Genomic DNA, 24,764 nt, shown 5'->3' on the forward strand with positions numbered 1-24,764 from the left:
AATCTCTTTTCTCTGCTGTCATAAAGAACTGAAATATAGTTTTTGATTGACAGTAGTGAAAGGAGATTTTTTATTTGATTTTGGGTCAATAGAAGAATTTAACTGAACACCAATGCAAATGTGGTAGTCTGCCTGTCTTCTTTATAAGGCAACAATGTCAGTGTGCCACCGCTAAGTCTCATAATTTGTTTGCTCAAGCTCAGACCGATTCCGCTTCCTTCTTCTTTGGTGGTAAAGAAAGGAATAAAAATCTGTTCGGCAGCTTCGGGGTCGATCACAGGACCATTATTAGCAATCTCGATATGTACACTTTCCTGTTCGTCACAGTATGCTCTCAGGGTGATTAGTCCGTCCGGTGTATCACCAATTGCTTGAATGGCGTTTTTAAGCAGGTTAGTCACCACTTGAGCAATGAGGTTCTCGTCGGCAAAGACAATCAAATCGTCTTTCGCTTCATGCAGGGAGATGCTGATATGAGGACAAGGATGCTGATGACACGCCAGTTTTATCATTCTTTCGAGGAAGGGACGTACATAGAACAGTGAAGGTTCCGGTGAAGGAAGACGTGTCAGTTTGCGATAAGACATGACGAAATTTATCAGTCCTTTGCCTGTCGTGTGAATCGTTTCCAATCCTTGCCGCATCTCCTCGTTTTCAGCTCCCGGTAATTGCAGCAAGGTTTCACTCAACGAAGTGACGGGAGTAAGGGAGTTCATGATTTCGTGAGTTAAAACCCGGGTAAGCCGAATCCATGAATCAATCTCCCGTTCGTCCAACTCGCGGTTGATATCGCTGAGAGCGATAATACGTAGTTCTTCCTCTTTGATATTTATGCCCGACACGCGTAGCGCCAGATTGATTGTACCGCGCTCCGTACTGACCTGTACTTGTGATTTATCTCCCGGAAGAGCTTCTTCCATCACTTTTTTCAGTTCGTCTGAAATGCGGGATAGTTGTTTGGTATGTGTAAAGACGTCCATTCCCAATAGTTGCGTTGCTTTTTTATTTTTTTGATAGACAGCACCTTTACTGTTGAGTACAACGATTCCTGTTTCCACGAAGTCAAGAATCAGCTCGTAATACTTCTCACGTTGGGCTGTTTCCTGTTTTACATTATATAAGATTCGCGCTATGCGGTTCAGCATCATGTTGACCGATGAATTGTCTTTGTCGGGGCTATGTTCATAGAATCGCACAGCCGGGTCGTCATTCTCAATGGCGTCAAGCAAAAATGCCACTTTTCTTGTATTATAGGTATACAGGCGATGAAACCAATATATTGAAACGAAGAATAAGGGAACGACAAGGCATAACCATAACCAATTGTGGTGCATATACAGCCATAAACCGGATGTCGCCAATGCGACAACAACAAGTAGGCGGAAGATAAAAGAGGCAGTCACTTTTTTCATCATAAACCGAATTTCTTCATTTTATTATATAAGGTCTGACGCGTTATTCCCAGTTGGGCAGCCACGGCCGAAAGGTTTCCGTTACATTTTTCCATGGCTCTTTGAATCATCTGCAACTCCATTTCTTCCAATGTGGAGACGGCAGCTTCGGCAGGAGGCGTGCCGGCTTTACGGGGAAAGTGAAAATGTTCGTTATTCAATATTCCATCTTCGTTAATGATGACAGCCTTCTCAATGGCGTGCTCCAGTTCCCGAATATTCCCATACCAAGGATGCTCGCGCAGCTTGTCCTTTGCGGAAGAGGAAAGAATGATATTTCCTTTGTCATACTGCTTACAGAAACGGTCGATAAACCGTTCGGCAAGGGGGATAATATCTTCTTTTCTGTCACGTAAAGGAGGAATTTCAATATGGATGGTGTTTATTCTGTATAATAAATCCTCCCTAAACCTGCCTTTGAGTACCATCTCTTCCAAATTGCAATTAGTGGCGCAAATCAAACGGATATCTACAGGAATGGGATCATTGCTGCCCACACGCACCACACTACGCTGTTGAATGGCAGTAAGGAGCTTGGATTGCAGGTGATAAGGCAAATTGCCTATTTCGTCCAAAAAGAGAGTACCTTCATGAGCCGCTTCGAATTTTCCTTGCCGGTCGGAATGGGCGTCGGTGAACGAACCTTTTACATGCCCGAACAATTCGCTTTCAAACAAAGATTCAGTAACGGCACCCATATCCACCGTTACCATATTGCGCCGGCATCGTTCGGAAAGCGCATGGATTTCGCGTGCCAGCATTTCTTTCCCGGTACCATTCTCTCCGGTAATCAGGATATTTGCATCTGTTTGGGCTACCTTCTCTATCAGTGTCCTCAACTGTTTCATGGCATTGCTTTCACCCCAATACATTGATGATACCACCCTGCGGAGTTCTGCTTTTTTCTTTCCTTTAGAACTGTTTCGGCATGTAGCTGACAGTGTATCTACCAATCGGGTATTATCCCAAGGTTTCACGATAAAATCCGCGGCTCCTTCTTTTATACCACGTACAGCCAAATCGATATCAGCGTAAGCAGTAAATAGCACGACGGGTAATGACGGTTGCATTTTTTTTATTTCGTGCAACCAGTAAAGCCCTTCATTGCCGGTATTAAGCCCACTGCTGAAGTTCATATCAAGCAATACCACCTGTGCATTCTCTTCACGCAGCACGGCAGGCAGTGTGATAGGTGAGGTGAGGGTAATGATACGCTCAAAGCTATTCTTCAACAGCAGCTTAACGGCAGAAAGCACCCCTTTATTATCGTCTACCACAATTATGGTTCCTTGCATATCTATAATCTTTTGGTTTATTCTTGAAACAAAGATAAGTATTTGGCGCCTAACCTCCTAAGCAGTGTCTAATTATTAGACATAAGCTTTTTGGAACAGCAATAAACCATTGTTGTCTAATTATCATACACTGCTGTCTAATTATTAGACACTATCGGGGCGGAATGAAATAACTAAAGCTCTTATTTATAGAGAACTGTGACTTTGGCACGTTTTCTGCATTATTCTTTAAGAGAACGAATAGAAACAAAAAATAAAATATGAAAGAACTTTATTATGTAATTCAGACATTGATTCATGGGCGTGGGGCTAATCTTATAAAGGTTATCTCGCTGACTCTGGGTTTGACGGTCAGTATCTTGATATTCGCGCGCGAAGCCTTCGAGTTTAATTATGATACTTGCTATGAGGATTCCGAATGTCTGGCTGCAGTGCAGATTGAATGGAATCATAACGGAGAGAAGGACACCGGCTTTATGACAATGGGCCCTATGGCCGGTGCCATAGCCGAAAGTTTTCCCAAAGAAGTGGAAAGTGCCACAACAACGCATTTCTGGTGGGGAGGAACTTCTCTTTATAAGGATGACGTTCGTTTCAGTCCGGGTGTATTGATAGCCGACAGTTGTTTCTTTAAGACAATGAGAACAAAGATATTGCAAGGGCAGGCTTCGGAAATGAATAATCCCGATATACTGTTTATCAGCCGGAGCTTGGCACAAGAAATGTTTGCCGGGACTGATCCTGTCGGCAAGGTTGTGAATTTGAATAAAAGCATGCCGATGACCATAAAAGGTGTTTATGAAGACTATCCTGAGAATTCTACATTTTATGATTTGAGGGTTATCATATCTATGGCTACCACACGAAAATATGGCTGGGACTATTGGGGGTGGAATGGAGGTGACAGTTATTTTGCTTATATTCGCTTACGCCATCCTTCCGACATGGAAACGATAAATAATCGTATAGACCAAATGCTGGAAAAATATATTCCGCAGGAAGATAAGGATAAGAATTATACTTGGTCGCTTCGTCTGATTCCCTTTTCTGATTTAAGACTGGCCAGAAATTATGATGGTATGGGCATTATTTGGGTATTGCTTATCTTAGCAGGTATTCTATTGTTTACTGTTACATTGAACTATGTGCTGATTTCCATTTCTTCACTGAGTCGCCGTGCCAAAATCATTGGTGTGCACAAGTGTAATGGAGCGTCAGATTGGGGAATCATGAAAATGTTTCTGTGGGAAACAGGGATTCTTATTTTCCTCTCTGTCCTATTGATGGCTTTCCTTATGCTTAATTTCCAAGAACCGCTTGAAAGAATGGCAGATGCCAGTCTGGAGGCCATGTTTACTTATGAGAATCTATGGGCACCGGTTTGTGCCGTTTTATTTATCTTCATAGTGGGTGGTGTATTGCCGGGATTACAATTTTCAAGAATACCGGTTACGCAGGTCTTTCGCAGATATACGGAAGGCAAGAAAAGCTGGAAGCGTCCGTTACTTTTCATCCAATTTACCGGTACGGCATTCATCTTTGCATTGTTGGCGCTTGTATTGGTGCAATCCAATCACATGACCAATATAGACCGAGGTTTCAGCACAGAACGCATGGCTTTTACCTATTACTATTTCAGTAATCCTGAAAACGCACGCTCTACTTTTCAAAATTTGCCTTATGTAGAAGCTGTTGCAAGTAGCAGTCTGCCTCTATATGAAGGAATGAGTGGTTGTCTGGTTACTACGGAAAGTGGAAAGCAATATAGTATGCGAGGCAATACAATTGACAAAGACTATCTTCCGTTTGTAGGAATAAAACTGAAAGAAGGACGTAACCTGAAGCAACAGGATGAAGTTGTGGTTAACCGGAAGTTCCTGGAAGTTATGCATTGGAAAGAGAATCCTATCGGTCGCCAGGTTCGTAACAATGATGAAATATTGGGTACTATTGTGGGAGTGACGGAAGATTTTCGTTCATCTAATCCTATTTTCGTGCCGGAGGAACCGGTTGTATTCCAATATCGTTCTGATTTTAGTGGCTGTATTCAAGTAAAGCTGAAAGAGCCGTTTGATGAGAACTTAAAGAAACTCAATGAAGATGTGAAGAATATTTGGCCGGATGGAGATTTGAATTTTGTGTCTGAAACACGGGCAACAGAACTACAAATCAGCACTGTGGTCGATTTTCGAAGTGTTGCGCTAATGGCCACCATAACCATCCTTTTTGTTACCTTGATGGGATTGATTGGTTATATTAATGATGAGATGCAACGTCGCAGTAAGGAAATAGCCATTCGTAAGGTAAATGGGGCAGAGGCGTCTTCTATTTTGCTTTTGCTTTCGAAAGATATATTTTGGACTTCAATGCCTGCGGTGTGTATCGGAACATTGGGGGCCTGGTATTTGGGAGCTTTGTGGACGGACCAGTTTTCTGAAACGGCTGAATTTCCGATATACTATTATATCCTGATAGCTTTTGTCTCTTTACTTTTTATCATTGGTTGTGTAGTGATAAAGACATGGAGAATAGCAAATGATAATCCGGTGAACAGTATTAAAAGTGAATAATTAAACAATAAAAACGAATATGATACAGATTGAGAATTTGAGTAAAGTGTTTCGCACTTCAGAAGTGGAGACCATAGCATTGAACCACGTAAGTATGGAAGTCAAAGAAGGAGAATTTGTTGCTATCATGGGACCTTCCGGTTGCGGCAAATCTACTCTGCTGAATATTTTGGGATTACTGGATAACCCAACCGAAGGAAGTTACAAGTTGATAGATAAGGAAGTGGCAGGATTGAAAGAGAAGGAGCGTACACAACTCCGCAAAGGAGTAATAGGTTTTGTCTTTCAGAGCTTCAATCTGATAGATGAGCTGAATGTGTTTGAAAATGTGGAGCTACCTTTGACTTACTTGGGTATTAAGGCGAGTGAACGCAAAGAGCGTGTCCTCGAAATATTGAAACGTATGAATCTCAGTCATCGTGCCAAGCATTTCCCTCAACAGTTATCGGGAGGTCAGCAACAGCGTGTTGCCATTGCACGTGCCGTGATAACTAATCCGAAACTGATTTTGGCGGACGAACCTACCGGTAATTTGGACTCAAAGAACGGAAGCGAAGTTATGAATTTATTGACAGAACTGAATAAAGAGGGTACCAGCATTGTTATGGTGACTCACTCACAACACGATGCAAGTTTTGCGCATCGAATTATCCATTTGTTTGATGGTAGCATTGTAGCAAACGTCAAAGAGTAACAGCCCAAGACAACACAGATGAAACAATTATATTATGCAATCCAGACGATTCTTCACGGGCGTGGAAGTAATGTGACGAAGCTCATCTCTCTTTCACTCGGACTGACTATCGGCATATTGTTATTCTCGCAAATCGCTTTTGAATTAAGCTATGAGAAGTGTTATCCCGATGCAGAACGTCTGGCTTTAGGCTGAAAATCTGCCCGAACAAATCGAAAGTGCCACTTGCATTTATCCCGATAATGCCTGGAATCTATATAATGTTTTATATTTTATTGGAGTTGCTTTGTTCGTAATGTTGCTTGTCGTGACCTGTGTGGTAATCAGAGCGTGGCGCATTGCTAATGAAAATCCGGTAAAGAGTATCAAATCAGAATAAATTAGTAATTAGTATTGAGTAGTCATAAATAAAACACCATAATGCAATGAAACAATTGAAATATGCTATCCAAAATGTCATTCGTGGAAAAGGTTCAAATATAGTCAAAGTGGTATCCATTACTTTAGGTTTGCTTGTCTCCGTTATTTTGATTGCTAAAGTAGCATACGAATTGAGCTATGATAATTTTTACCGGGACAACGAACAGCTGTATGTGGTAAAAACAGGGTGGGATGGTGGAAAGCCGCTTCATGGCAATAACATTTATCCTACTGCTGCTGCGATTGCCCGGCACTTTTCCGCTCAAGTGGAAAGTTTTACGACAGTAACAGAGGCTTATGGGAAGATGTCTCATGGAAATAAAGCTTATAGGGAAACGGTTCTTATGGTCGATTCTGCTTTTTTTCAAACAATGGGGCTTCCTTTATACAAAGGCAATGCGCTTGATTTAGCTAACCCGGATATGATATTCTTGTCCGAATCCTTTGCCAAAGAGGTTTTCGGAAGTGATGGTGCGGTAGGAAAAACATTGTTATACAATATTGGTGGAGATTATCAGCCTTTTATAGTCAAAGGTATTTATGCCGATATCCCTCTGAATACCACATTATATCGCCCGAAAGCCGTTATCTCTATTGCCAATCGCACGAAATATTACAAAGGCGGATTGGGATGGAACACCGGTGGCAATTATCAGGCTTTTGTCCGCCTGAAGCATTCAAAAGCAGATGCGGAAATTATCAATAAAGGTATAACGTCTATCATCATGAGCCAATATATGCCCATGGATCACTATGGAAAGTTTGGAGTAAAAGGTATTGAGGTAATGGTTTCTCCATTGCGCAGACTGCATCTCGACAATTGGAATACAGTGAAAATGCTTTATATTATGGGTATACTTGCAATAGCATTACTGTTCACCGCGACATTGAATTACGTGCTTATTTCTCTCTCTTCGCTGGCTTACCGTGCCAAAGCCATTGGCGTACACAAATGCAATGGGGCAGGTACAGGAGGCATATTCGGAATGTTTTTGTGGGAAACAGCCATAATCGTATGTATATCTTTAGCTTTGATTGCTTTTATCATTCTCAATTTCAATGAAAAAATAGAAGAACTGATTCAGACACCTGTCGGAGAACTGTTTAGCTTGCAAAACATTTGGGCTCCTGCTTTGGTGGTGCTGTTTCTGTTCTTCATAGGAGGTATCATGCCGGGACGGTTCTTTTCTTCAATTCCTATTACCCAGGTTTTCCGCCAATACACTGAAAACAAGAAACGCTGGAAGTATCCGTTGCTTTTTGTGCAATTTGCAGGTACGGCATTCTTAGTCGGGATGACGTGTGTAGTCTTTTCTCAATACCATTATACGATGTCAAAAGATTTAGGCTACAATATGGAACGGTTGGCGTCTGTTTATGATTCGTATGAGCATGTGGACAACACACTCAGTTTGCTTCATAACCTGCCATACGTGGAAGGGGCTGCTACGGCAGAAGCCGGAATGTTGGGATTTCCGTCTCCTTATCCGGTGAATGACAATAGTGGCAATATGATTTTTTCTCCGCGCCTGACTTTCTTTGACAGGGAGTTCTTTAATTTTATAGGGATGAGGTTGAAAACGGGAAAAGCACCGACAGCCGAAGGGGAAATACTGGTCAACGAAGAATTTGTGCGTGCCATGAAGTGGGACAATAACGGAGTAGGTGAGTATGTACCCGAACATGGTACGGTGACAGGTATATTGGATGGGTTCAGATTTATTGATGCGGCGCAAATGGAGCCGGTCGAGATTCGTTGGAGCAGCGGACGTGGCAATGTAATGCATGTGAGGCTGAAAGAACCGTTTGATGATAACCTCAAACGCTTGAACGAAGAAATGAAGAAACTTTATCCGCAAGATAATGTACAGTTTACCTCTTATGCCAAACAGATGGAACGTTCTTTCCATTCAGAACGCGTTTTTCGGGATTCTATCATTTTGGCAACCATTGCTATCTTAGCCATCACACTGATGGGATTGGTAGGTTATATTAATGATGAGATACGGCGTCGGAGTAAGGAAATTGCCATCCGCAAGATTAATGGGGCGGAAGTGAAAGGCATTTTGCTGATGTTGTCAACAGATGTCATCCGTATCGCTGTACCGGCCATATTGATAGGCGTTGTTCTTTCGCACTATACAGGAATGGTATGGAAGTCGCAGTTTCGGGATGTAATGACTACCGATTGGCTGTTTTATACAGGTGTATTCATCGTTGTATTGGCGTTCATCGTGGGCTGTGTGATTATCAAGTCATGGCGGATAGCCAACGAAAACCCCATTCTCAGTCTGAAGAACGAATAACTTTATCTACATTATCAAAGAAAGTACTGATATGGAAACGAGGCGACTGCCTTTTGACAGCCACCTCGTTCTTTTTTCCTAATACCTTCCTTTAAAATAAACTTCTGTACCGTCAAGCAAACCACTTAGTGTATTGTCGCTCATCCAGATGCGTTCAAAATAAGAGACGTCATCCGGTCCGTATTTCATACGGATACATGTTTGTGTATTGTTATCCCAATTCCAATCAAAGTAATATATGTCTTCAGTTACGCAGCCATCTCGATACTCCACTCGTATATAGTCTTTTCCGGTCCGATTTTCATAAAAGTCCAATCGCTGGGTGTAATATTTTCCATCTTGCTCCCAACTTTCCTGCCATGTACGGCTGCACAGTTCATGTGTCTTTCTATAATATACCTCACTATAATCATCATTATCATACCAGCTATCTATTTCTACTTCGCATGAAGTCAAACTAAGCATGGTTAGGACAAATACCAATAGACCGAAGCATTCTCTTATCTTTGTTTTCATAATCCATTTGATTTTAGTTTACTGTTTTTTTCTTATACTGCAAAAATAGGTGGGGAAAATGATACTATAAAGAGAATATTACTATTTATATAGGGAATTTCCCTATTTGCAAGAGGGATTTACGAATTTTAGATAAGAGGAAAGAAGAATCCGTAATCGAGGTTATTTTATCTGTAAATTATCTACAGAAATTATTGGCGGATAGTTTATCTTTGCCGTTGGAAAAGAAACAAAAATAACTCTTAAAATACGAATTATGGCAAAGAAAGTGCTGATATTATCTTCCAGTCCGCGTCGTGGCGGAAATTCTGATACATTGTGTGACGAATTTATGCGTGGAGCAATGGAGTCAGGCAATGAAGTGGAAAAGATATTTCTACGTGATAAAATAATAAATTACTGTACCGGGTGTAGCACATGCAGCCGTTACAATAAGCCTTGTCCGCAAAAAGATGATACTGCTGAAATATTGGAAAAAATGATAAGGGCAGATGTGATAGTAATGGCAACTCCGGTTTATTTCTACACGATGAGTGCTCAAATGAAGACTTTGATAGACCGTTGCTGCGGACGTTATACAGAAATGGGTAACAAAGAGTTTTATTTTATTGCCACTGCTGCAGAAGGAGACCGGAAACTGATGGAACGTACTATTGATACTTTCCAAGGATTTTTAGATTGCTTGGAGAATCCGGTTATCAAAGGGGTTGTGTATGGAGCAGGTGTTTGGCATACAGGAGAAATAAATGATAAGCCGGCGATGCGGGAAGCTTATGAGATGGGCAGACATTGTTTGGAAAGTTGATGAGGATTTTCATCTCTCTCAAAAAGACTTAGGACTTTCTGAAAGACTTTGAGAAGTATATCGTTCTACATAACAAACATACTAAAAAAAGGTCAGGCGATAATACCTTGTGATAAAGGTTAACCGCCTGACCTTTTTTAATATTTAGCTATTTTTTAAGCTTCTTCTACCGCTGCCTGCGCCGCTGCCAAAATAAGATACTTTTCAATGAGTTATATAATACTTCTCAACAATATTCGTTTATTCAATTTCTTCGTATCTGTCTATTATGATTAATGTTTTCGTCCATTTATCGAAGAACTCGCCGCTACCAGTCTTGATATATTACCCATTTAAGGCAAATAGATAAGCCACAATCAACACAAATACGAAAAACGATACTTTTATCATCTTAAAGGTTTGAACGCTTTAAAACGGATTATTTACGTTCGTTCACCTGCTTTGATTTAATCAATTCATTGTAGATTGTATGGGCAAACTCCCCTGTGAAATATTCTGCCCAATTCTGATAAGTTAGGCAAATACCGGTTCGAGGGTCTTCATAATCCATGGTTTCCCATATATCTTCCAATTCTGCATAAACCTCATTGGGATTATTCCCAAGAGCGTCCACCACTTCTTCGGAATAACAGTTTACCAATGTATCTATCCAATCTCCACAATTATCACAACCATCTTTGTAGATAGCATTGAATGCGGCTTTTTTCAATTCATCCATAAAAGGCTCTGTTTTACAATATGGGTACTCTCCGTTCATTGCTTTTCTAATGTGCCGATATTTTTATGTTCAGGAGATAATTCTGTTAACCTACATTCGTTACCATCAAGCGCGGCTTCAAACATATAATCACTATTTGACAAAGTTATGCTTCTACCATTGCTTTTGCAGGAGAATACTCCCTTGTAATTTTCTGTCTCTGTATCTTGTTTGGAATATTTTTCTCCAATTGGCTCAGTACGTATTAGTGTAAATTTTTGAAGTTTACAATATGGATATCCGTTGACCGTAATAGCATTTTCTGATACTTCAATCACTCCGTAAGTTCCCTGCTTAAAAACATATTTATATACACAAGTTGCCTCAAACATTTTATCTGTTCTTTTTTCTGTTTTTATATACAGATCAGCTTCGGATTCTCGCATGATTAAGTCGTAAGTAGTTTCTGTCTTCACAGTGTAATCACCAGCTTCTATAGGCTCTCCTTTTCCTACTTCCACTTTTTCAAACTCAACATTATGCAATATGACATCAGAAAAAGAATCTTCCGGAGTAATAGCATCTATAGCCTCCATACTCAAAAATACACCCGAATAGCGTTCAGCGCCTTTCTCGTCATCTTCACTGCAAGCACATAACAGTAAAGAAGTAATAAGACATATTATTCCAACTATATATCTCATTTTTTTCCCTCTACTAACTTTTCATAAACCTTAATCAACCTCTCCTTTTCAGCCAACAATTCTTCCAAATGCTTCACTCGTTCTACAAGAATAGCATCTGTGCCTACAGACACGTTGCCCATCATCGAAGCAGGACTAAAATCGCCGTTTGTTTCAACTGTATTATTTGATAGTCTTGATACTTCATCATCAAAAAAAATTCGTATGTCAGCTTTTAATAGAAAAGCAATCTTCTCTAAGTCTGCCGCTTGAATCTTATTGTTTCTAATGCATCTATGTAGATTTTGTTCGCTCATTCCAACATCAGCAGCAAGTTTCTTTAATCCACCACCTCTGTTTTCGCTCAATTTTCTAACAATTTCTAAATTCATGATTTACAGGAACTTGAATTAGTCGACTAATATTTAATTTCGCATACACTAAATTTTATGACGAAAATATTTGTTCGCCACGAATAAATATATTAGTTTTGCACTATAAAGTTAAACAATAACCCATAAAAAACAAATAAAATGGCAGAAAATCAAGTAAAAGTACGTCCAACTTTAACGGATTTGGAAGTAGGTAAAACGGTTACTTTCCCCATTGAAAAGACTAAGAGCGTCCGTGCTCAGGCTTCCGATCTCGGACTTATCCTGAATCGTAAGTACCAGACAGAAACGGACCGAGAAAAGCGTATCATAACAGTAATCAGAATATCGTAATTTGTAATCATCATGAACAAATTTGTAAATATTTCACAACTGATACTATCCTGCATCATGCTTTTTGCGGTGGTTGTCAGCATTGTGGCACATATCATACTTGGAAACATCGCATCGTTCATTGGCTATCTTGTATCAGCTGTATTCATCTTTCTCACATGGAAACTGGTACGTATATCATGGATGGAGTTTCAAAATGAAAACAAATAACCTCTTAACTTACAATATCATGTCTATCAATTTCAAAAAATTAAATTCTCAAATCAAGCCTCTTAAACCGGAAGCAAGACACGTGGGCTACATCTTTATTGCTACAGACAAGCAAAAGAGAGAAAGTCTGGTTGACTCTATTGCCAAGCCCGGTTCTAAACGTTCCCTAATAAAAGTGCTTACATATTTCATTAAAACCGATGAAAATTATCGTGCAGAGTATTCACTTTAATCCGTAATCCTATGCTCACTATTGATTTTCCCGATAAATCCGTTACTTATGACACTTTCGTCCGCGATGTAGCGTCCTCTGTAGTCCGTATGCTTGCCGATACACACAATGACCCCGAAATGGTCAGCCAGCGAAAAGCATACGCTATGTTTGGGCGTGGCAATGTGGATAGATGGCGCAAGCAGGGTAAAATAACCCCCTGCAAGCGTCCGGGCAAAGTTGAATACCGCACAATCGAACTGCGTACACTACAAAGGTTACAACAAGACTATTTCAAATGATAAGGGAGGATAGCTCAGCGGATAGAGCGGCGGTACGTACCCAAATGGCCAAGATGCAGCAGGACACAGGTTCAAATCCTGTTCCTCCCACTATTTTTTCACTATTAAAAATCAAAGTAGATGAAAGCAATTCAGCTAAAATCAATCACGCTTCGCAACTGGCGTGGAGAAAAAGAAAGGACAACACAGTTCCATACAGATGGCACTGTTACACGTATCTGTGGTCGTAACGGTCTCGGCAAGTCCAGGCACATGGATGCGTTCTGTTGGCTGCTTTTCGGCAAGGACAGCAAAGACCGTAAAGACTTCAACTTGCGCACCACAGACGAAAAGGGCAATCCCCTACAGCATTGTGAATGCTCCGTAGAGGGAACATTAGTCGTTGATGGAACGGAAATTACCATCAAACGAGAGTATAAGGAGCAATGGGTCAAACCTCGTGGACAAGTAGAGGAAGTGTTCAAGGGGAATGTCACCGAATGCACATGGGACGGCGTACCTGTTCGTGTCAATGAGTATAAGGAACGTATAAATGCCGAAATCATTGATGAGAACCTTTTCAAGATGCTAACCAATACCGAGTATTTCCTATCGTTAAAACAAGATGTTCAACGTGAAGTGTTAATGTCCATTGCCGGAGCCAAAACAGACAACGAATTGGCGCAGGGAAATGCAGAATTTACCGCTCTCGTAGACATGTTGAGTGGCAAATCATTGGCAGATTATCGTCGGCAGATTGCCGCAGAGAAAAAACGTCTAAAAATGCAAGCGGATGAAATCAAGCCACGTATCGACCAAACGGACAAGATGAAACCAGAAGCCGAGGATTGGAACTCATTGGAAGAAATGCTCACCGACAAAAAGAAAGAGCTGGAAGAAATAAACGAACTTCTGCATTCTGAAGATGCTCGCAAGCAATCTGCCATCGATAAAAAAGCTGCGCTGAACCGTGAAAAACGGCAAATCGAACAGCAACAGAAGGATATTCTTGCCGCAGAAAGGAGAAGTCGTCAGGAGGAAGCCGATAAGCAGAACGAAACACGTAATGAAATCGAGAAAGAGTTGAAGAATATTCATTCCGAACGATCGGATTGCAATATAGACATTACCCGTGCAAAAGAACGCATCAAGTATTTGAACGAAGAAATAACTAGAACAACAAGCAGACTTGAAGAATTACGTTCCGAATGGGCATCCATTCGTGCCACACAGTACACCGGTGATAATATCTGTCCTCATTGCGGCCAGCCTTTACCCGACAATATGATACAAGACGCTCTCCAAAAGTTTGAAGAATATAAACAAAACAGGCTCAAAGAGAATCAATCACGTGGAAAATCCCTGTCGACACAAGTCGAATCATACCGAGAGGAATTAAACAGGCGTAATGAAGAACTTGTAGAGCATTCTAAAAAGATTACTGCCATTGACGAATGTATTGCAGGGCTGTATGATCGTCTGAAATCCACCCCGAAAGCAGCACCGTCCGCCATCAACGAAAACGAGCTGCCTGCGTATGCAGCAAACCTAAAACGTTTGGATGAGATAGAAAAAGAAATAGCAAATATCACATATACTCAGACAGATACCGAACTGTCCGAACGTGCCGAGTTGGTGAAATCTGCTATTAAGAACTTGGAAATCCAACTAAACAACCGTACCATTATCGCCAACTATGATAAAGAAATAGAGCGTCTTGAAAAGGAAGGTCGTGAACTCGCACAGAAGATAGCCGACATAGAGAAACGTGAATATATAGCTGCTAAGTTTGCCAAAGCTCGCATTGATGATTGTGAGAGCCGTTTGAACTCGCTGTTTGGCATGGTACACTGGAAACTTTTCGATACCACTCTTGACGGAAACGAATACGAAGTATGTATCCCTATAATTGATGGTGTGTCCTATGGTACGTGCAATACAGCAAAGCAAGTGAACGCAGGTATTGACATCACCAACACATTGGCAAGGCATTACGAAGTCTATGCTCCAATGTTCATTGACCGTGCCGAAAGCGTGAATACATTCATTGCTTCCAACGCACAAATGATATTCTTGCAGGTTACAACAGACAGTCAACTAACAGTAAAATAAATAGTTAAATCTTTAATTATTAGAATTATGAACGAAAGACAAATCACACCGGTTACACATCAAAGTAACGTTCCTGCTGGCATCAACTTCTTTGACCCGACAACCATTGAAACGCTCAACCGTTTCTCCACCATGTTTGCCAATTCCAGTCTTGTACCCGAAAGTTACCGCATTGGCGGTGTTGTTGGCGGTAAGACCGGAGAAGGACCTAAAAAAACGGTCTCTGAAGCCGAAGCAGTAGCCAACTGCGTAATCGCATTCGATGTGGCCACACGCATTGGCGCATCCCCTCTTATGGTAATGCAGAACTTGTACATTGTATATGGTCGCCCATCTTGGTCGTCCAAGTTCCTAATTGCCACTATCAATACTTGTGGACGCTTTGAACCACTGAAGTTTGAATTGACATCAAATGGAGTTTGCAATAACGGTGTGGCAAATGTCAAGTGTGTGGCATGGACTACTCCTAAAGGTGTTACGCATGATGAGAACGGAAAACCGGTTACATCAAAATCACCACTTGCCTTACGTGGTACAGCCGTTACCATACAAATGGCGATTGATGAGGGTTGGTATAGCAAAAACGGCAGCAAGTGGCGTACTATGCCCGAACAGATGTTACGTTACCGTGCCGCCTCGTTCTGGTGCTCTACATACTCACCGGAACTGTCAATGGGTATGCGTACCGTTGAAGAAAATGTAGAGGACGCCGATTATGTCGATGTTACAGAACAGGTTGCGAAAGAAATTTCCACGCAAGCCAACAAAGGCACTATCAGTTTTGATGATGCAGTAGCTCCGGTTTCCAACGAAGTTCCGGCAGGTGTTGACCCTGAAACAGGAGAAATTAAAGAGCCCCAAGGTGAAACAAGTACCGAAAAACAAGCCTCAACCGAGGATGATGGACCGGGCTATTAATCCTATTTGAAATGAAACTTCATGTGTTAGGTTCTTCATCATCAGGCAACTGTTACCTCTTCCAGTCTGAAAAGACTGGTGAGGTACTTGCAGTGGAAGCCGGAGTTAAGTTCAACAAAGTAAAAAAGGTTCTTGACTTCAATCTAAACAGCATTGTTGGTTGTATCGTCAGCCATGAGCATGGCGACCATGCCAAATGTGTGGGCGATTTTATAAACGCCTGCATACCTTGCTATATGAGTCAAGGCACAAAACATGCGCTTGGTTTCTCTTCCAGCTATTGGGCAAAAGGGCTGTTGCCATTCGAACAAGTTGTGATAAATGGATTTAGAGTGATACCGTTCCCTGTACAACATGATGCTGCGGAACCTTACGGATACCTCATCCGTCATGAAGAGTGCGGAACAGTGCTGTTTGCCACAGACACCTATTTCCTAAAATACAAATTTCCCGGTCTTAACAATGTAATGTTGGAGTGCAATTATAGCAAGGAAATTCTTGATGCAAATTTCACTGCCGGGCGCATTGACAAGAAACGCTACGAACGCACCATTAAGTCGCACATGTCCTATGATAACTGTCTCCTCACATTGCAAGCCAATGACCTGTCTCAAGTATGCAACATTCTACTCCTGCATCTGTCCGACAATAACAGCAATGCTACGGAGTTTATCCATGGAATAGAAAGATTATATCCAGAGATAGAAATAACAGCCGCTACAAATGGGCTTTCGTTAACATTTAACAAGAATCCCTATTAGCATTTGTGATTATGAGGAAAAATAATAGTAACCAGTAAATAAAGAAGTAATATGAGAATCTATTTTGATATAATATTTATTGTTTTGAATATCATCATTTTTGCTGTTAACTTTCATTTTGCTTTAGAATCCAAATCCTCTAAAGCATATACGTATGCCATTTTAGGAATGAGTTTTGCCATTGCAGCCATCGTCCTACTTCTATCTGCGGATTTAAATCAAGAATCATAATGAAAAAATCAGTTGAAAATACTCAATACAAAACTGAGAATTGTAGGCCAAACAATAGTGATCTATCATTTTAATAAAAATAAAAACAATGAGAAAAATTGAGATCGTTGAACATGTTATCAACAATACGACTATTAGTCGCTCACAGGCTATTCAAGCCGTAGATTGTGCTTTTGATGCTATTGAGAAAGCACTTTGTAAAGGTGAAAGTGTCTATATACGTGGTTTTGGCACTATCAAGACTTATATCACAAAAGAAAGGAAAGCCCGTAATATCTACAAGAGAACAACGGTAATCATTCCGGCAAGACGAACAGTAAAACTTGTAGTCAGTAAACAACTCAAAGAAAAAATGAACTCATGATGCACACGTGGTTTGAATGTAAAATCCGTTATGAAAAGACAATGGATAACGGAATGAACAAGAAAGTAACAGAACCCTATCTGGTTGACGCGCTCAGCTTCACGGAAGCGGAAGCACGCATCATTGAAGAAATGACACCCTTTATTTCCGGTGAGTTTACAGTTTCCGACATTAAACGTGCCAACTATAGCGAGCTCTTTCCCTGTGAGGAAGACAGTGCCGACCGCTGGTTCAAGTGCAAGCTGTATTTCATTACCTCAGATGAAAAAAGTGGAGCAGAAAAAAAGACGGCTACCAACGTACTGGTACAAGCAGCCGACTTGCGTGATGCAGTAAATAAACTGGATGAGGGTATGAAAGGCACAATGGCCGACTACCAAATTGCATCGGTAGCGGAAACTGCCATTATGGACGTCTATCCATATGCCGCAGATGAGTCCATTACGGATATCATCAGTGAAAATGCCAATTCGCCTGTTGTACGAAATTTCATACAATCTCTCCCCGAAGGTTGCAGGACAACGATAACCGTTGGTGGGAAAAAAGTTGTAGTAGACAAGACCGGAAAAGACACCATTGTTACACCCGAAAAGCAAAGCGACAATGACACTTGAGGAAATGCTTCAAATGGAAAGGAAACGAAAAAAGAAGCAAAAATATGACGATGAGGAACATCGCATACAATGCTCTTGCGTAAAGTGGTTCAATTTGAAGTATCCGAAGTTAAAAGGCCGGTTGTTTGCTGTGCCGAACGGAGGAAGACGTGATACTGTTACAGGTGGCAAATTGAAAGCTGAGGGCGTAACAGCCGGTGTATCCGATTTGATTCTGTTGAAAAGCAATCGTGATTATGGTGCGCTGCTCATTGAAATGAAAAAGAAAGGCGGCTATCAATCTCCATCACAAAAAGAATGGCAAAAGATAATATGTGAAAACGGAGAATACAAATATGTTCTGTGCTTTTCGCTAGATGATTTCATTCGTGAAGTGGATGATTATTTGAGAAATGAATTTTAAAAAAGTCAGATATGGCACGAACTTTTAAAAAAGGTCTTGACTATTTCCCTCTGGATATAGATATATTTAACGACCTTAAAATAAGAAAACTAATCAAGTATCAAGGTGGAAAAGCTATAACGGTATATGCTCTGCTGCTCTGCAATATCTACAAGAGTGGGTATTATATGAAGTGGGATAAAGAGTTGCCTTTCATTTGCTCGGAGCTTACGGGATTTGAGGAGGCATATATATCAGAAGTAATCAAAACCTGCCTGACACTGGGGTTGTTTTCAAAAGAATTGTTTGACGCTGAAAAAGTATTGACTTCTAAAGGTATTCAGGAAAGGTATAGTCGTATATGCGTACAGTGCCGTCGTGTTTGCTATATTGGGGATTATAACCTAATCGAGAAAAGAAAGCCCAAACAAACTGAAAAACTGCCACGAAAGAATGACAATCCACAAACGATACAAGGTAGTACAACAGTGCAAAACGAACTGCAATACGAGCCTTACTCCATGACTATCGATGAAGAAATTGCCGAACTGAAAAAAGACGAGTGTTGGCTTGACCAATTACAAGTGCTTCATGCAACGAATATTTCCTCTTTGCGCAGCAGTCTTGACGACTTCCGGGTGCAATGCCTGGCAGACGGGAAAGACCGGCATTCTTCCTTACAGGATGCCAAACAGCACTTCAACGCATGGTTGAGAATTGTAAATGATAAAAATAAAAGAAAAGATGATAAAGTTAGACCCGAAAGCAGAAATCAACGCAGAGGTAATCTTCTCAAATCTGATGAAGAGAAAACATATGGTAACTCGTTTTAGATTGCCATATACCGCCAAGCAAGTTTACGCTATGCTATATGAAGCGTGCCGGGTGGAAGTTGCTCATAGGCATAGGGAATTTAATGCCACCGAACAATACAAAAAGCACCTTTGGGACATTTCCAATTGGATTACATCGGAAGCCTCCACTTTCGGATTGTTCCTTTGCGGCGATGCCGGAAATGGGAAAACCACCATTCTGCGTGCATTGCAAAACCTTATAAACTACTTGCGCTCTGATGAGGGGTATAACAGCAATGCGGATGCATATCCGATACGCGGCTACATGATGGTATCGGCTAAAGAACTCGTCTTGCTGGCTAAAGCGTATAACAATCCCACACGCGACAACACCTCCGATGTGGCACGCTACAAAAGGCTGCGCCAAATCGAAATACTCGCAATCGACGAACTCGGCTCCGAACCGAAAGAAAGCATTCATTATGGCGATTACGTAACCGCCGCCATGGATATGCTGTCTTTCCGCTATGAAGAGCAGTTCTGTACGCTGGTCTCATCCAATCTTACGGCAAAAGAAATTGCAGAATATTACGACGAACGAATTGCAGACCGTTTCCGTGAAATGATGCTAATCATCAATTTCGGCAATGAGCAGTCATTCAGAAAACAGTAAACTAATTAAAAACATTACGACGATGAATACAGATTATAGTTATTGTTCGGGCGTTACCTGCTCAATTCGCAAGAGTTGTAAACGCTATTTGCCCGATTCACCCGATATACGTTTGCGATGGGTATGTCCGGCATACAATCCGGAAACAGACAAATGCAAGTACTATGAACCAACTGAAGTAGCAAAAACAAAAAATCCGTAATCATGGAAAAGAACAAGTTTACCCATGGTAGTTTGTTCAGCGGCATCGGTGGTTCGGAAATAGCTGCCGAGATAATGGGCTGGAAAAATATGTTCCATTGTGAAATAAACCCGTTCGGGAGAAAAATACTTGATTATTGGTTCCCAAACAGCAAAAGTTATGAAGACATCACGAAAACAGATTTTACAGAGTGGCGGGAAAAAATCAATGTCCTCACCGGAGGTTTTCCCTGTCAGCCCTTTTCCGTTGCCGGACAGCGAAAGGGAGCGGAAGATAACCGCTATCTCTGGCCGGAAATGCTACGAGCGATACGGGAGATTCAGCCCGATTGGGTTGTTGGTGAAAACGTTGCTGGAATCCTCTCAATGGTACAACCCGGCAGTGAAACTGCGTTGGGACGTGAAGAATCTCTGTTCGGAGAGGTTGACCGAGAAAGAATATTGCATCGGCAGGAATACGTCGTCGAAACAGTGTGTAACGACCTTGAACGTGAAGGATATTCCGTCCAACCGGTTGTTATTCCGGCTTGTGCCGTCGGAGCGCCGCACAGAAGAGACCGTGTCTTCTTTATTGCCCACCGTGCAGACGCAGGGGTTAAAGGTATGCAACGAAAATGGGAAGACAACATTCTATCCGGTAGGACTGCTTCCGACACCGATGGCAAGCGATGCAACAACTGGAGCGATAATTGGCAAGAACGACCAATTTGCTACGACCAGAAACGGTACTCCGAAGAAAATCAATCAGAACGGACAGAACGGAAGCGTAGGACTTGCGAGAATGGTTCGGTTGCTTCCTACTCCCAATGCTCGGGAAGCGGACAAATACAGCAAGAAATACAATCCGAACAGCCAAATGGGCACAGCTTTGACAGCAATGGCAGTAAACGGAATGTTGCCTACTCCGACAGCGAGCTGTTACAATACAGGAACTCCGGCAGACAGGAAGGACGGAAAAACGAGAAAAAGCCAATTGAACCACCTTATTGCCCGGAAGACTGGTCACGCTTCCCAACTCAATCCCCTGTTTGTAGCCGAGATGATGGGATTTCCACCAGATTGGACGGTATTGCCTTTTCAAAGTGGCGGCAGGAATCGATAAAGGCATATGGCAATGCGATTGTTCCACAAGTAATGTATGAGATATTCCAAGCTATTCAAGAAACTTATAATCAATAATAACCATGGACAATTCAATTTATAAAAAATGCACAGAGTGCGGGCAAACAAAGCATATTTCAGAGTTCAGCAAATCATATCCTAACAGGTGTAAAACTTGTGTAGCAGAACACACGAGACAAATGAGAGCTGCTGAAAAACTTAAAGCTAAAGTAAAGGTTACCGGCGAGGTCATAGATGTTGAACCGTCAGGTACTATGCAGGTTTTATGCGGTTCATTCATAACGAAAGACGGTCGAAGAATGCCCGGAACAGCACTTGAATTTGAAAAAGCCATAGACTGGGAACAACGCAGATACGAGATTGCGAAAGAGCTAATGAAAGGATTTTCAGCCAATTCACATAATCAGTGTGTGGATGCAAGTAGCGAAACGTTAGCCCAGTGGAGCATTAGCGGTGCTGATGCTCTTATTGCAGAATTGAAGAAAGGAGGTAAAGGATGAAAGTAATAGTTTCATTCAGTGGTGGCAAAGATAGTCTTGCATCACTTCTTTGGGTGCGTAATAACCTAACAAAAGATTTTATTACAGTATTTTGTGATACAGGTTGGGAACACCCATTGACCTATAAATATATCGAAGAAGTACAGGAACAACTTGGCTTAAATCTCATTACCGTCAAGTCAAAGAAGTTTAACGGCATGGTAGATTTGACAAAAAAGAAATCACGCTGGCCATCCTCGCAACGGAGATTCTGCACATCTGAATTGAAAACCATTCCGATGATTGACTACATACTCGATGAAGTAAACGATGATGTTCTGATTATACAAGGAATACGTGCTGCCGAGAGTGCCAAGCGTGCCGAAATGTCCAAGCAATGTACGTACTTCAAGTATTATGTGCAGCCATACGGTAAGGATAAGAATGGTAAGGACAAGTACCACACCTATCGTCGTAAAGATGTATTGGCATTTCGAAAGAAATATGCTGATGACCTATTGCGTCCGGTATTCGATTGGTCGGCACAACAAGTGATTGACTATATACTTGAAAATGGAATACAGCCTAATCCGCTCTACCGAATGGGCTACAAACGTGTTGGTTGCTTTCCTTGCGTGATGGCTTCACAACAAGACATTTACAATATCAGCGTACAAGAGCCAGAAAGGATAAGCTACATTGCAGGTCTCGAACAACAGTTCAACAGCAGTTTTTTCGGCCCTGATAAAATTTCATCTAAGTATTATAAGGGTGAATATCCTCTAATCAGCGATGTTGTTCGTTATGTACAAAGTAAACGTGCAGGTGGTTCTCTGTTCGATGATGATGTGGCAACAAGTTGTATGAGCTACTATGGGCTTTGTGAATAAAAAAGGAATGGTATGGCAAATATAAAAGACAATAAAAAAGGATTCAAGGTAATCCAAATAAGTAGGAAAGAACTTGTAGAGGAATTAGGACAATATGGTGCAATAGGAATTTGTGACTACTGCAACGAAACTGCATCTACAGGCTATTACATAGCTGTGCTAAATCAATGGTTTTGCCCGAAATGCTATCAAGAATGGTATCATCGCGCTACTTATTATCCGGAAGATGCAAAGGTAGAAAACAGAAATTTTGAATTTTACAAAAATATTTTTGGGTTATGACAAAAATAAAACTGAATTGGGCATACGCCAAAGGCGAATTAGATACTGATACATTGAAACTTATTTGCCTACCAGCACGAGGCAAACGCTTATTTGGTGCGGATGAATTGGATGCAGAACTTTGTATAAAGGACGGGATGAATTACCAAATAGCCGAAATCCACTTAGGTGATGTGGAAAGTTCAAACATCCTTTGCGAAGAGATAGCAAGGCGTTGGAATGAGTTTGAGGAATGGCACGAGTGTAAAGAAAATACGGAAGATATGCCGGTAATTGGAACGAAATGTATTCTCCGTGTCGAGTATTTGAACTTGGACGATGATGAATTGCATACTGATTACTTGCTATCCGTTTGGAATGGTTTAGGTTGGACGAAAGATGATTTGAAGCGGATAGCGGAGATAACGAATAAATATAAGATAACCCATTGGAAACAGATTAGCAAACCGAAAGGAGTTGAAGAATGAAAAAGGACATCAAGGATGCAATAAAGGAGCATCTTCGTGCAAAAGCGTTTGTAGCAGACCCGAATAATCTAGGTTTTGTAGATAGGTTTTTAGAACACACTAAAGCTGCGGAATGGGGCGCAGAATGGCGCATCAACAGCGTGTGGCATGATGCAAAAGAATGTCCGGAAAGGAAAAGAAATTATCTTGCTCAATGCAAAAATGGTAGATTTAACGTAATCCCTGATTCGATGAATTGGGATAACTTTTACAAAAAAGCAGAAATTATCCGTTGGGCATACATCGAAGATTTACTACCTAATATGGAGGATTAAATCATGAAACCTATATTGAACACTGAAGACATTAGGAAATTAAAGACTGATGAACGCTTAATTGAATGTTCTTGCGGCAAAGTGAATTATTATAGATTCCTATGTTTCCACCCACGAAACACGAATTATGTAATTCTATTGAATCATTGCGAAGAGCCTGAAAGGTTTTTTATTCAAAACCTTATAGACCGGTTCTATACAAATTATACAAGTCGTGATATAATCACTTATCGTAGAGATTACGCCATTAAGAAACTCAAAGAGTTTGAACAAGCGTTGTCTGAATTAGGAGATAAAGATGAGTTATGAGATATGCACTTAGAAATCAAGATAAGATTGCTGCTGCATATAGCTCCGAATACTTGAAAGAGCATATAATCGGAAGCCTTGACAGTTATTTCAATGTTCCAAGAAGTCAAGAAGAGGTTGAGGATTTTATTTACAGTTCGTGTGTTTGTTATAGCACAAATCAAGGTAACTACCCAATCATGCAAATTAATGACATTGCAGACGATAATGCCATGTTGGAATTTGCGTGGATAGGAACTCAATATGATGTGATTAAACTTGCTTTTTTAGGCAGAATGAAAGGATAAACCAATGAAAAATGTAACGAAACTCGCTAAAAAGTCCGCAGGGCTTAGCCAAAAATGTTCGATTTGCCCACTTATGCAAAGATGCACTTTAGAAATCCATAGAGCTTGTTTTGACAGCTTTGTAGAGGGTTTCAAGAAAGGAGCCAGAGTAGCAGAAAAAGAAAAAAACAAGAAATTCAAAACAATAAGAAATGAGTAAAGCAAAAATCATATTAGATGCCTGTTGCGGCAGTAGGATGTTTTGGTTTGATAAAGAAAACCCTTTGGTCTTATTTACTGACATCAGAGATGAAGAACACATTCTTTGTGATGGTAGAAGTTTGAAAATCCACCCAGACGTTGTATCTGACTTTACGGCAATGCCATTCTTGAATGAATCCTTTAAACTGGTAGTATTTGACCCTCCCCATTTGCTAAAGGTTGGTAAAGATAGTTGGTTAGCCAAGAAGTATGGTAAACTTCCTGAAGATTGGCCAAGATTGATAAAGAAGGGCGTAGATGAATGCTTTCGTGTGCTGGAAGACTACGGAGTTTTGATTTTCAAATGGAATGAAGACCAAATAACAGTCAAAGAAGTGTTGAAAGCTATCGAACGGCAACCTCTGTTTGGGCATACCACCGGAAGACATGGAAAGACCATGTGGATGTGCTTTATGAAATTACCAATTAACGAATAACGGATTATAAAATTTGAAAATAT

Annotated in this window: 32 protein-coding genes, 1 tRNA gene and 3 pseudogenes; 29 read left to right on the plus strand and 7 right to left on the minus strand. The window is 40.9% G+C overall.

The window, feature by feature from the left end; translation table 11 throughout:
- Positions 1-98: 98 nt before the first annotated feature.
- From HMPREF1534_RS13720 to HMPREF1534_RS21385, 3 genes and pseudogenes are all read right to left on the minus strand, one after another.
- Positions 99-1,415 (minus strand): sensor histidine kinase, encoded by a 1,317-nt coding sequence (locus HMPREF1534_RS13720; protein WP_005938056.1) that lies wholly within the window; start codon positions 1,413-1,415, stop codon positions 99-101.
- Positions 1,412-2,332: pseudogene (locus HMPREF1534_RS13715) on the minus strand (sigma-54 interaction domain-containing protein); the annotation flags it as partial. The gene HMPREF1534_RS13720 and the pseudogene HMPREF1534_RS13715, both read right to left, overlap by 4 nt.
- Before the next feature lie 117 nt (positions 2,333-2,449).
- Positions 2,450-2,746, minus strand: a pseudogene (locus HMPREF1534_RS21385) (response regulator); the annotation flags it as partial.
- 260 nt (positions 2,747-3,006) lie between these two features.
- Here HMPREF1534_RS21385 and HMPREF1534_RS13710 point away from each other — a divergent pair.
- The 4 genes and pseudogenes from HMPREF1534_RS13710 (at position 3,007) to HMPREF1534_RS13700 (ending at position 8,736) form a co-directional block, all read left to right on the plus strand.
- Entirely contained in the window at positions 3,007-5,316 is a 2,310-nt protein-coding gene (locus tag HMPREF1534_RS13710; protein WP_005938063.1) for an ABC transporter permease, read from the plus strand.
- Positions 5,317-5,335: 19 nt separating this feature from the next.
- The gene (locus tag HMPREF1534_RS13705; RefSeq protein WP_005938066.1) at positions 5,336-6,010 is read left to right on the plus strand and encodes an ABC transporter ATP-binding protein; all 675 of its coding nucleotides are present in this window, start codon (positions 5,336-5,338) and stop codon (positions 6,008-6,010) included.
- Between the two features lie 18 nt (positions 6,011-6,028).
- A pseudogene (locus tag HMPREF1534_RS21390) lies at positions 6,029-6,389 on the plus strand (hypothetical protein).
- A 46-nt stretch (positions 6,390-6,435) separates the two neighbouring features.
- Positions 6,436-8,736, plus strand: coding sequence for an ABC transporter permease (locus tag HMPREF1534_RS13700; protein ID WP_005938068.1), 2,301 nt, complete (start codon positions 6,436-6,438; stop codon positions 8,734-8,736).
- A 78-nt stretch (positions 8,737-8,814) separates the two neighbouring features.
- On the opposite strand, the gene HMPREF1534_RS13695 is transcribed toward HMPREF1534_RS13700, so the two are convergent.
- Positions 8,815-9,252 carry a hypothetical protein gene (locus HMPREF1534_RS13695; RefSeq protein ID WP_005938071.1) on the minus strand — a complete coding sequence of 146 codons (438 nt, stop codon included), beginning with the start codon at positions 9,250-9,252 and terminating at the stop codon, positions 8,815-8,817.
- A gap of 256 nt (positions 9,253-9,508) precedes the next feature.
- Here HMPREF1534_RS13695 and HMPREF1534_RS13690 point away from each other — a divergent pair, with 256 nt between their 5' ends.
- Positions 9,509-10,057: a flavodoxin family protein gene (locus HMPREF1534_RS13690; RefSeq protein ID WP_005938074.1), complete on the plus strand. Its 549-nt coding sequence runs from the start codon at positions 9,509-9,511 to the stop codon at positions 10,055-10,057.
- 418 nt (positions 10,058-10,475) lie between these two features.
- Here HMPREF1534_RS13690 and HMPREF1534_RS13685 read toward each other — a convergent pair whose 3' ends face one another.
- From HMPREF1534_RS13685 to HMPREF1534_RS13675, 3 genes are read right to left on the minus strand one after another with little or no spacing between them, the layout of a single operon-like run.
- The gene (locus tag HMPREF1534_RS13685; RefSeq protein WP_005938076.1) at positions 10,476-10,775 is read right to left on the minus strand and encodes a hypothetical protein; all 300 of its coding nucleotides are present in this window, start codon (positions 10,773-10,775) and stop codon (positions 10,476-10,478) included.
- A 35-nt stretch (positions 10,776-10,810) separates the two neighbouring features.
- On the minus strand, positions 10,811-11,458 hold the full coding sequence (locus HMPREF1534_RS13680; protein ID WP_005938079.1) for a hypothetical protein: 648 nt from the start codon (positions 11,456-11,458) through the stop codon (positions 10,811-10,813).
- Positions 11,455-11,829: a hypothetical protein gene (locus HMPREF1534_RS13675; protein WP_005938081.1), complete on the minus strand. Its 375-nt coding sequence runs from the start codon at positions 11,827-11,829 to the stop codon at positions 11,455-11,457. Before HMPREF1534_RS13675 ends, HMPREF1534_RS13680 begins: the two co-directional genes overlap by 4 nt.
- 141 nt (positions 11,830-11,970) lie before the next feature.
- On the opposite strand from HMPREF1534_RS13675, the gene HMPREF1534_RS13670 reads away from it, so the two are divergent.
- The 24 genes from HMPREF1534_RS13670 (at position 11,971) to HMPREF1534_RS13575 (ending at position 24,741) form a co-directional block, all read left to right on the plus strand.
- A complete protein-coding gene (locus HMPREF1534_RS13670; RefSeq protein ID WP_005938084.1) occupies positions 11,971-12,162 on the plus strand; it encodes a hypothetical protein in 192 nt (63 codons plus the stop codon).
- A gap of 12 nt (positions 12,163-12,174) precedes the next feature.
- Positions 12,175-12,372 (plus strand): hypothetical protein, encoded by a 198-nt coding sequence (locus HMPREF1534_RS13665; protein WP_005938087.1) that lies wholly within the window; start codon positions 12,175-12,177, stop codon positions 12,370-12,372.
- A complete protein-coding gene (locus HMPREF1534_RS13660; RefSeq protein WP_018452100.1) occupies positions 12,359-12,604 on the plus strand; it encodes a hypothetical protein in 246 nt (81 codons plus the stop codon). Before HMPREF1534_RS13665 ends, HMPREF1534_RS13660 begins: the two co-directional genes overlap by 14 nt.
- Positions 12,605-12,615: 11 nt before the next feature.
- A complete protein-coding gene (locus HMPREF1534_RS13655; protein ID WP_005938093.1) occupies positions 12,616-12,885 on the plus strand; it encodes a hypothetical protein in 270 nt (89 codons plus the stop codon).
- A 3-nt stretch (positions 12,886-12,888) separates the two neighbouring features.
- A tRNA-OTHER gene (locus HMPREF1534_RS0118850) sits at positions 12,889-12,975 on the plus strand.
- A 30-nt stretch (positions 12,976-13,005) separates the two neighbouring features.
- Entirely contained in the window at positions 13,006-14,976 is a 1,971-nt protein-coding gene (locus tag HMPREF1534_RS13650) for an ATP-binding protein (RefSeq protein ID WP_005938096.1), read from the plus strand.
- A gap of 27 nt (positions 14,977-15,003) precedes the next feature.
- The gene (locus HMPREF1534_RS13645; RefSeq protein WP_005938100.1) at positions 15,004-15,894 is read left to right on the plus strand and encodes a hypothetical protein; all 891 of its coding nucleotides are present in this window, start codon (positions 15,004-15,006) and stop codon (positions 15,892-15,894) included.
- Between the two features lie 11 nt (positions 15,895-15,905).
- On the plus strand, positions 15,906-16,655 hold the full coding sequence (locus tag HMPREF1534_RS13640; RefSeq protein ID WP_005938104.1) for an MBL fold metallo-hydrolase: 750 nt from the start codon (positions 15,906-15,908) through the stop codon (positions 16,653-16,655).
- Between the two features lie 51 nt (positions 16,656-16,706).
- Positions 16,707-16,886 (plus strand): hypothetical protein, encoded by a 180-nt coding sequence (locus HMPREF1534_RS19680; RefSeq protein ID WP_005938107.1) that lies wholly within the window; start codon positions 16,707-16,709, stop codon positions 16,884-16,886.
- 88 nt (positions 16,887-16,974) lie between these two features.
- On the plus strand, positions 16,975-17,250 hold the full coding sequence (locus tag HMPREF1534_RS13635; RefSeq protein ID WP_005938110.1) for an HU family DNA-binding protein: 276 nt from the start codon (positions 16,975-16,977) through the stop codon (positions 17,248-17,250).
- Complete coding sequence (locus HMPREF1534_RS13630; protein ID WP_018452099.1) at positions 17,247-17,864, plus strand: DUF4494 domain-containing protein; 618 nt, start codon at positions 17,247-17,249, stop codon at positions 17,862-17,864. Before HMPREF1534_RS13635 ends, HMPREF1534_RS13630 begins: the two co-directional genes overlap by 4 nt.
- Complete coding sequence (locus HMPREF1534_RS13625; protein ID WP_005938117.1) at positions 17,854-18,267, plus strand: VRR-NUC domain-containing protein; 414 nt, start codon at positions 17,854-17,856, stop codon at positions 18,265-18,267. The genes HMPREF1534_RS13630 and HMPREF1534_RS13625 overlap by 11 nt, the downstream gene beginning before the upstream one ends.
- 11 nt (positions 18,268-18,278) lie before the next feature.
- Positions 18,279-19,079 (plus strand): DUF4373 domain-containing protein, encoded by an 801-nt coding sequence (locus tag HMPREF1534_RS13620; RefSeq protein WP_005938120.1) that lies wholly within the window; start codon positions 18,279-18,281, stop codon positions 19,077-19,079.
- Positions 19,048-19,713, plus strand: coding sequence for a P-loop NTPase family protein (locus HMPREF1534_RS13615; protein ID WP_005938123.1), 666 nt, complete (start codon positions 19,048-19,050; stop codon positions 19,711-19,713). Before HMPREF1534_RS13620 ends, HMPREF1534_RS13615 begins: the two co-directional genes overlap by 32 nt.
- Positions 19,714-19,735: 22 nt before the next feature.
- On the plus strand, positions 19,736-19,915 hold the full coding sequence (locus tag HMPREF1534_RS20265; protein ID WP_005938126.1) for a hypothetical protein: 180 nt from the start codon (positions 19,736-19,738) through the stop codon (positions 19,913-19,915).
- Between the two features lie 2 nt (positions 19,916-19,917).
- A complete protein-coding gene (dcm, locus tag HMPREF1534_RS0118855; protein ID WP_005938127.1) occupies positions 19,918-21,093 on the plus strand; it encodes a DNA (cytosine-5-)-methyltransferase in 1,176 nt (391 codons plus the stop codon).
- A gap of 122 nt (positions 21,094-21,215) precedes the next feature.
- On the plus strand, positions 21,216-21,536 hold the full coding sequence (locus tag HMPREF1534_RS13610) for a hypothetical protein (RefSeq protein WP_018452097.1): 321 nt from the start codon (positions 21,216-21,218) through the stop codon (positions 21,534-21,536).
- On the plus strand, positions 21,533-22,405 hold the full coding sequence (locus HMPREF1534_RS13605; protein WP_005938131.1) for a phosphoadenosine phosphosulfate reductase domain-containing protein: 873 nt from the start codon (positions 21,533-21,535) through the stop codon (positions 22,403-22,405). Before HMPREF1534_RS13610 ends, HMPREF1534_RS13605 begins: the two co-directional genes overlap by 4 nt.
- Positions 22,406-22,417: 12 nt before the next feature.
- Positions 22,418-22,687: a hypothetical protein gene (locus HMPREF1534_RS13600; RefSeq protein ID WP_005938134.1), complete on the plus strand. Its 270-nt coding sequence runs from the start codon at positions 22,418-22,420 to the stop codon at positions 22,685-22,687.
- Positions 22,684-23,154: a hypothetical protein gene (locus tag HMPREF1534_RS13595; RefSeq protein ID WP_005938137.1), complete on the plus strand. Its 471-nt coding sequence runs from the start codon at positions 22,684-22,686 to the stop codon at positions 23,152-23,154. Before HMPREF1534_RS13600 ends, HMPREF1534_RS13595 begins: the two co-directional genes overlap by 4 nt.
- Positions 23,151-23,468 (plus strand): hypothetical protein, encoded by a 318-nt coding sequence (locus tag HMPREF1534_RS13590; protein WP_005938140.1) that lies wholly within the window; start codon positions 23,151-23,153, stop codon positions 23,466-23,468. The genes HMPREF1534_RS13595 and HMPREF1534_RS13590 overlap by 4 nt, the downstream gene beginning before the upstream one ends.
- A 305-nt stretch (positions 23,469-23,773) precedes the next feature.
- The gene (locus HMPREF1534_RS13580; RefSeq protein WP_005938146.1) at positions 23,774-24,064 is read left to right on the plus strand and encodes a hypothetical protein; all 291 of its coding nucleotides are present in this window, start codon (positions 23,774-23,776) and stop codon (positions 24,062-24,064) included.
- 4 nt (positions 24,065-24,068) lie between these two features.
- Positions 24,069-24,263: a hypothetical protein gene (locus HMPREF1534_RS0118860; protein ID WP_018452096.1), complete on the plus strand. Its 195-nt coding sequence runs from the start codon at positions 24,069-24,071 to the stop codon at positions 24,261-24,263.
- Positions 24,256-24,741, plus strand: coding sequence for a class I SAM-dependent methyltransferase (locus HMPREF1534_RS13575; RefSeq protein ID WP_005938148.1), 486 nt, complete (start codon positions 24,256-24,258; stop codon positions 24,739-24,741). The genes HMPREF1534_RS0118860 and HMPREF1534_RS13575 overlap by 8 nt, the downstream gene beginning before the upstream one ends.
- The last annotated feature ends 23 nt before the right edge of the window (positions 24,742-24,764 follow it).

The organism is Phocaeicola massiliensis B84634 = Timone 84634 = DSM 17679 = JCM 13223, from assembly GCF_000382445.1.
In the GTDB taxonomy this organism is placed as follows: Bacteria; Bacteroidota; Bacteroidia; order Bacteroidales; family Bacteroidaceae; genus Phocaeicola; species Phocaeicola massiliensis.

Bases quoted from the DNA above. Each gene is read 5' to 3' on its own strand.
- HMPREF1534_RS13720 (WP_005938056.1), bottom strand. From the start codon at position 1,415: ATGATGAAAAAAGTGACTGCCTCTTTTATCTTCCGCCTACTTGTTGTT.
- HMPREF1534_RS13710 (WP_005938063.1), top strand. From the start codon at position 3,007: ATGAAAGAACTTTATTATGTAATTCAGACATTGATTCATGGGCGTGGG.
- HMPREF1534_RS13705 (WP_005938066.1), top strand. From the start codon at position 5,336: ATGATACAGATTGAGAATTTGAGTAAAGTGTTTCGCACTTCAGAAGTG.
- HMPREF1534_RS13700 (WP_005938068.1), top strand. From the start codon at position 6,436: ATGAAACAATTGAAATATGCTATCCAAAATGTCATTCGTGGAAAAGGT.
- HMPREF1534_RS13695 (WP_005938071.1), bottom strand. From the start codon at position 9,252: ATGAAAACAAAGATAAGAGAATGCTTCGGTCTATTGGTATTTGTCCTA.
- HMPREF1534_RS13690 (WP_005938074.1), top strand. From the start codon at position 9,509: ATGGCAAAGAAAGTGCTGATATTATCTTCCAGTCCGCGTCGTGGCGGA.
- HMPREF1534_RS13685 (WP_005938076.1), bottom strand. From the start codon at position 10,775: ATGGATGAATTGAAAAAAGCCGCATTCAATGCTATCTACAAAGATGGT.
- HMPREF1534_RS13680 (WP_005938079.1), bottom strand. From the start codon at position 11,458: ATGAGATATATAGTTGGAATAATATGTCTTATTACTTCTTTACTGTTA.
- HMPREF1534_RS13675 (WP_005938081.1), bottom strand. From the start codon at position 11,829: ATGAATTTAGAAATTGTTAGAAAATTGAGCGAAAACAGAGGTGGTGGA.
- HMPREF1534_RS13670 (WP_005938084.1), top strand. From the start codon at position 11,971: ATGGCAGAAAATCAAGTAAAAGTACGTCCAACTTTAACGGATTTGGAA.
- HMPREF1534_RS13665 (WP_005938087.1), top strand. From the start codon at position 12,175: ATGAACAAATTTGTAAATATTTCACAACTGATACTATCCTGCATCATG.
- HMPREF1534_RS13660 (WP_018452100.1), top strand. From the start codon at position 12,359: ATGAAAACAAATAACCTCTTAACTTACAATATCATGTCTATCAATTTC.
- HMPREF1534_RS13655 (WP_005938093.1), top strand. From the start codon at position 12,616: ATGCTCACTATTGATTTTCCCGATAAATCCGTTACTTATGACACTTTC.
- HMPREF1534_RS13650 (WP_005938096.1), top strand. From the start codon at position 13,006: ATGAAAGCAATTCAGCTAAAATCAATCACGCTTCGCAACTGGCGTGGA.
- HMPREF1534_RS13645 (WP_005938100.1), top strand. From the start codon at position 15,004: ATGAACGAAAGACAAATCACACCGGTTACACATCAAAGTAACGTTCCT.
- HMPREF1534_RS13640 (WP_005938104.1), top strand. From the start codon at position 15,906: ATGAAACTTCATGTGTTAGGTTCTTCATCATCAGGCAACTGTTACCTC.
- HMPREF1534_RS19680 (WP_005938107.1), top strand. From the start codon at position 16,707: ATGAGAATCTATTTTGATATAATATTTATTGTTTTGAATATCATCATT.
- HMPREF1534_RS13635 (WP_005938110.1), top strand. From the start codon at position 16,975: ATGAGAAAAATTGAGATCGTTGAACATGTTATCAACAATACGACTATT.
- HMPREF1534_RS13630 (WP_018452099.1), top strand. From the start codon at position 17,247: ATGATGCACACGTGGTTTGAATGTAAAATCCGTTATGAAAAGACAATG.
- HMPREF1534_RS13625 (WP_005938117.1), top strand. From the start codon at position 17,854: ATGACACTTGAGGAAATGCTTCAAATGGAAAGGAAACGAAAAAAGAAG.
- HMPREF1534_RS13620 (WP_005938120.1), top strand. From the start codon at position 18,279: ATGGCACGAACTTTTAAAAAAGGTCTTGACTATTTCCCTCTGGATATA.
- HMPREF1534_RS13615 (WP_005938123.1), top strand. From the start codon at position 19,048: ATGAAGAGAAAACATATGGTAACTCGTTTTAGATTGCCATATACCGCC.
- HMPREF1534_RS20265 (WP_005938126.1), top strand. From the start codon at position 19,736: ATGAATACAGATTATAGTTATTGTTCGGGCGTTACCTGCTCAATTCGC.
- dcm (WP_005938127.1), top strand. From the start codon at position 19,918: ATGGAAAAGAACAAGTTTACCCATGGTAGTTTGTTCAGCGGCATCGGT.
- HMPREF1534_RS13610 (WP_018452097.1), top strand. From the start codon at position 21,216: ATGAGAGCTGCTGAAAAACTTAAAGCTAAAGTAAAGGTTACCGGCGAG.
- HMPREF1534_RS13605 (WP_005938131.1), top strand. From the start codon at position 21,533: ATGAAAGTAATAGTTTCATTCAGTGGTGGCAAAGATAGTCTTGCATCA.
- HMPREF1534_RS13600 (WP_005938134.1), top strand. From the start codon at position 22,418: ATGGCAAATATAAAAGACAATAAAAAAGGATTCAAGGTAATCCAAATA.
- HMPREF1534_RS13595 (WP_005938137.1), top strand. From the start codon at position 22,684: ATGACAAAAATAAAACTGAATTGGGCATACGCCAAAGGCGAATTAGAT.
- HMPREF1534_RS13590 (WP_005938140.1), top strand. From the start codon at position 23,151: ATGAAAAAGGACATCAAGGATGCAATAAAGGAGCATCTTCGTGCAAAA.
- HMPREF1534_RS13580 (WP_005938146.1), top strand. From the start codon at position 23,774: ATGAGATATGCACTTAGAAATCAAGATAAGATTGCTGCTGCATATAGC.
- HMPREF1534_RS0118860 (WP_018452096.1), top strand. From the start codon at position 24,069: ATGAAAAATGTAACGAAACTCGCTAAAAAGTCCGCAGGGCTTAGCCAA.
- HMPREF1534_RS13575 (WP_005938148.1), top strand. From the start codon at position 24,256: ATGAGTAAAGCAAAAATCATATTAGATGCCTGTTGCGGCAGTAGGATG.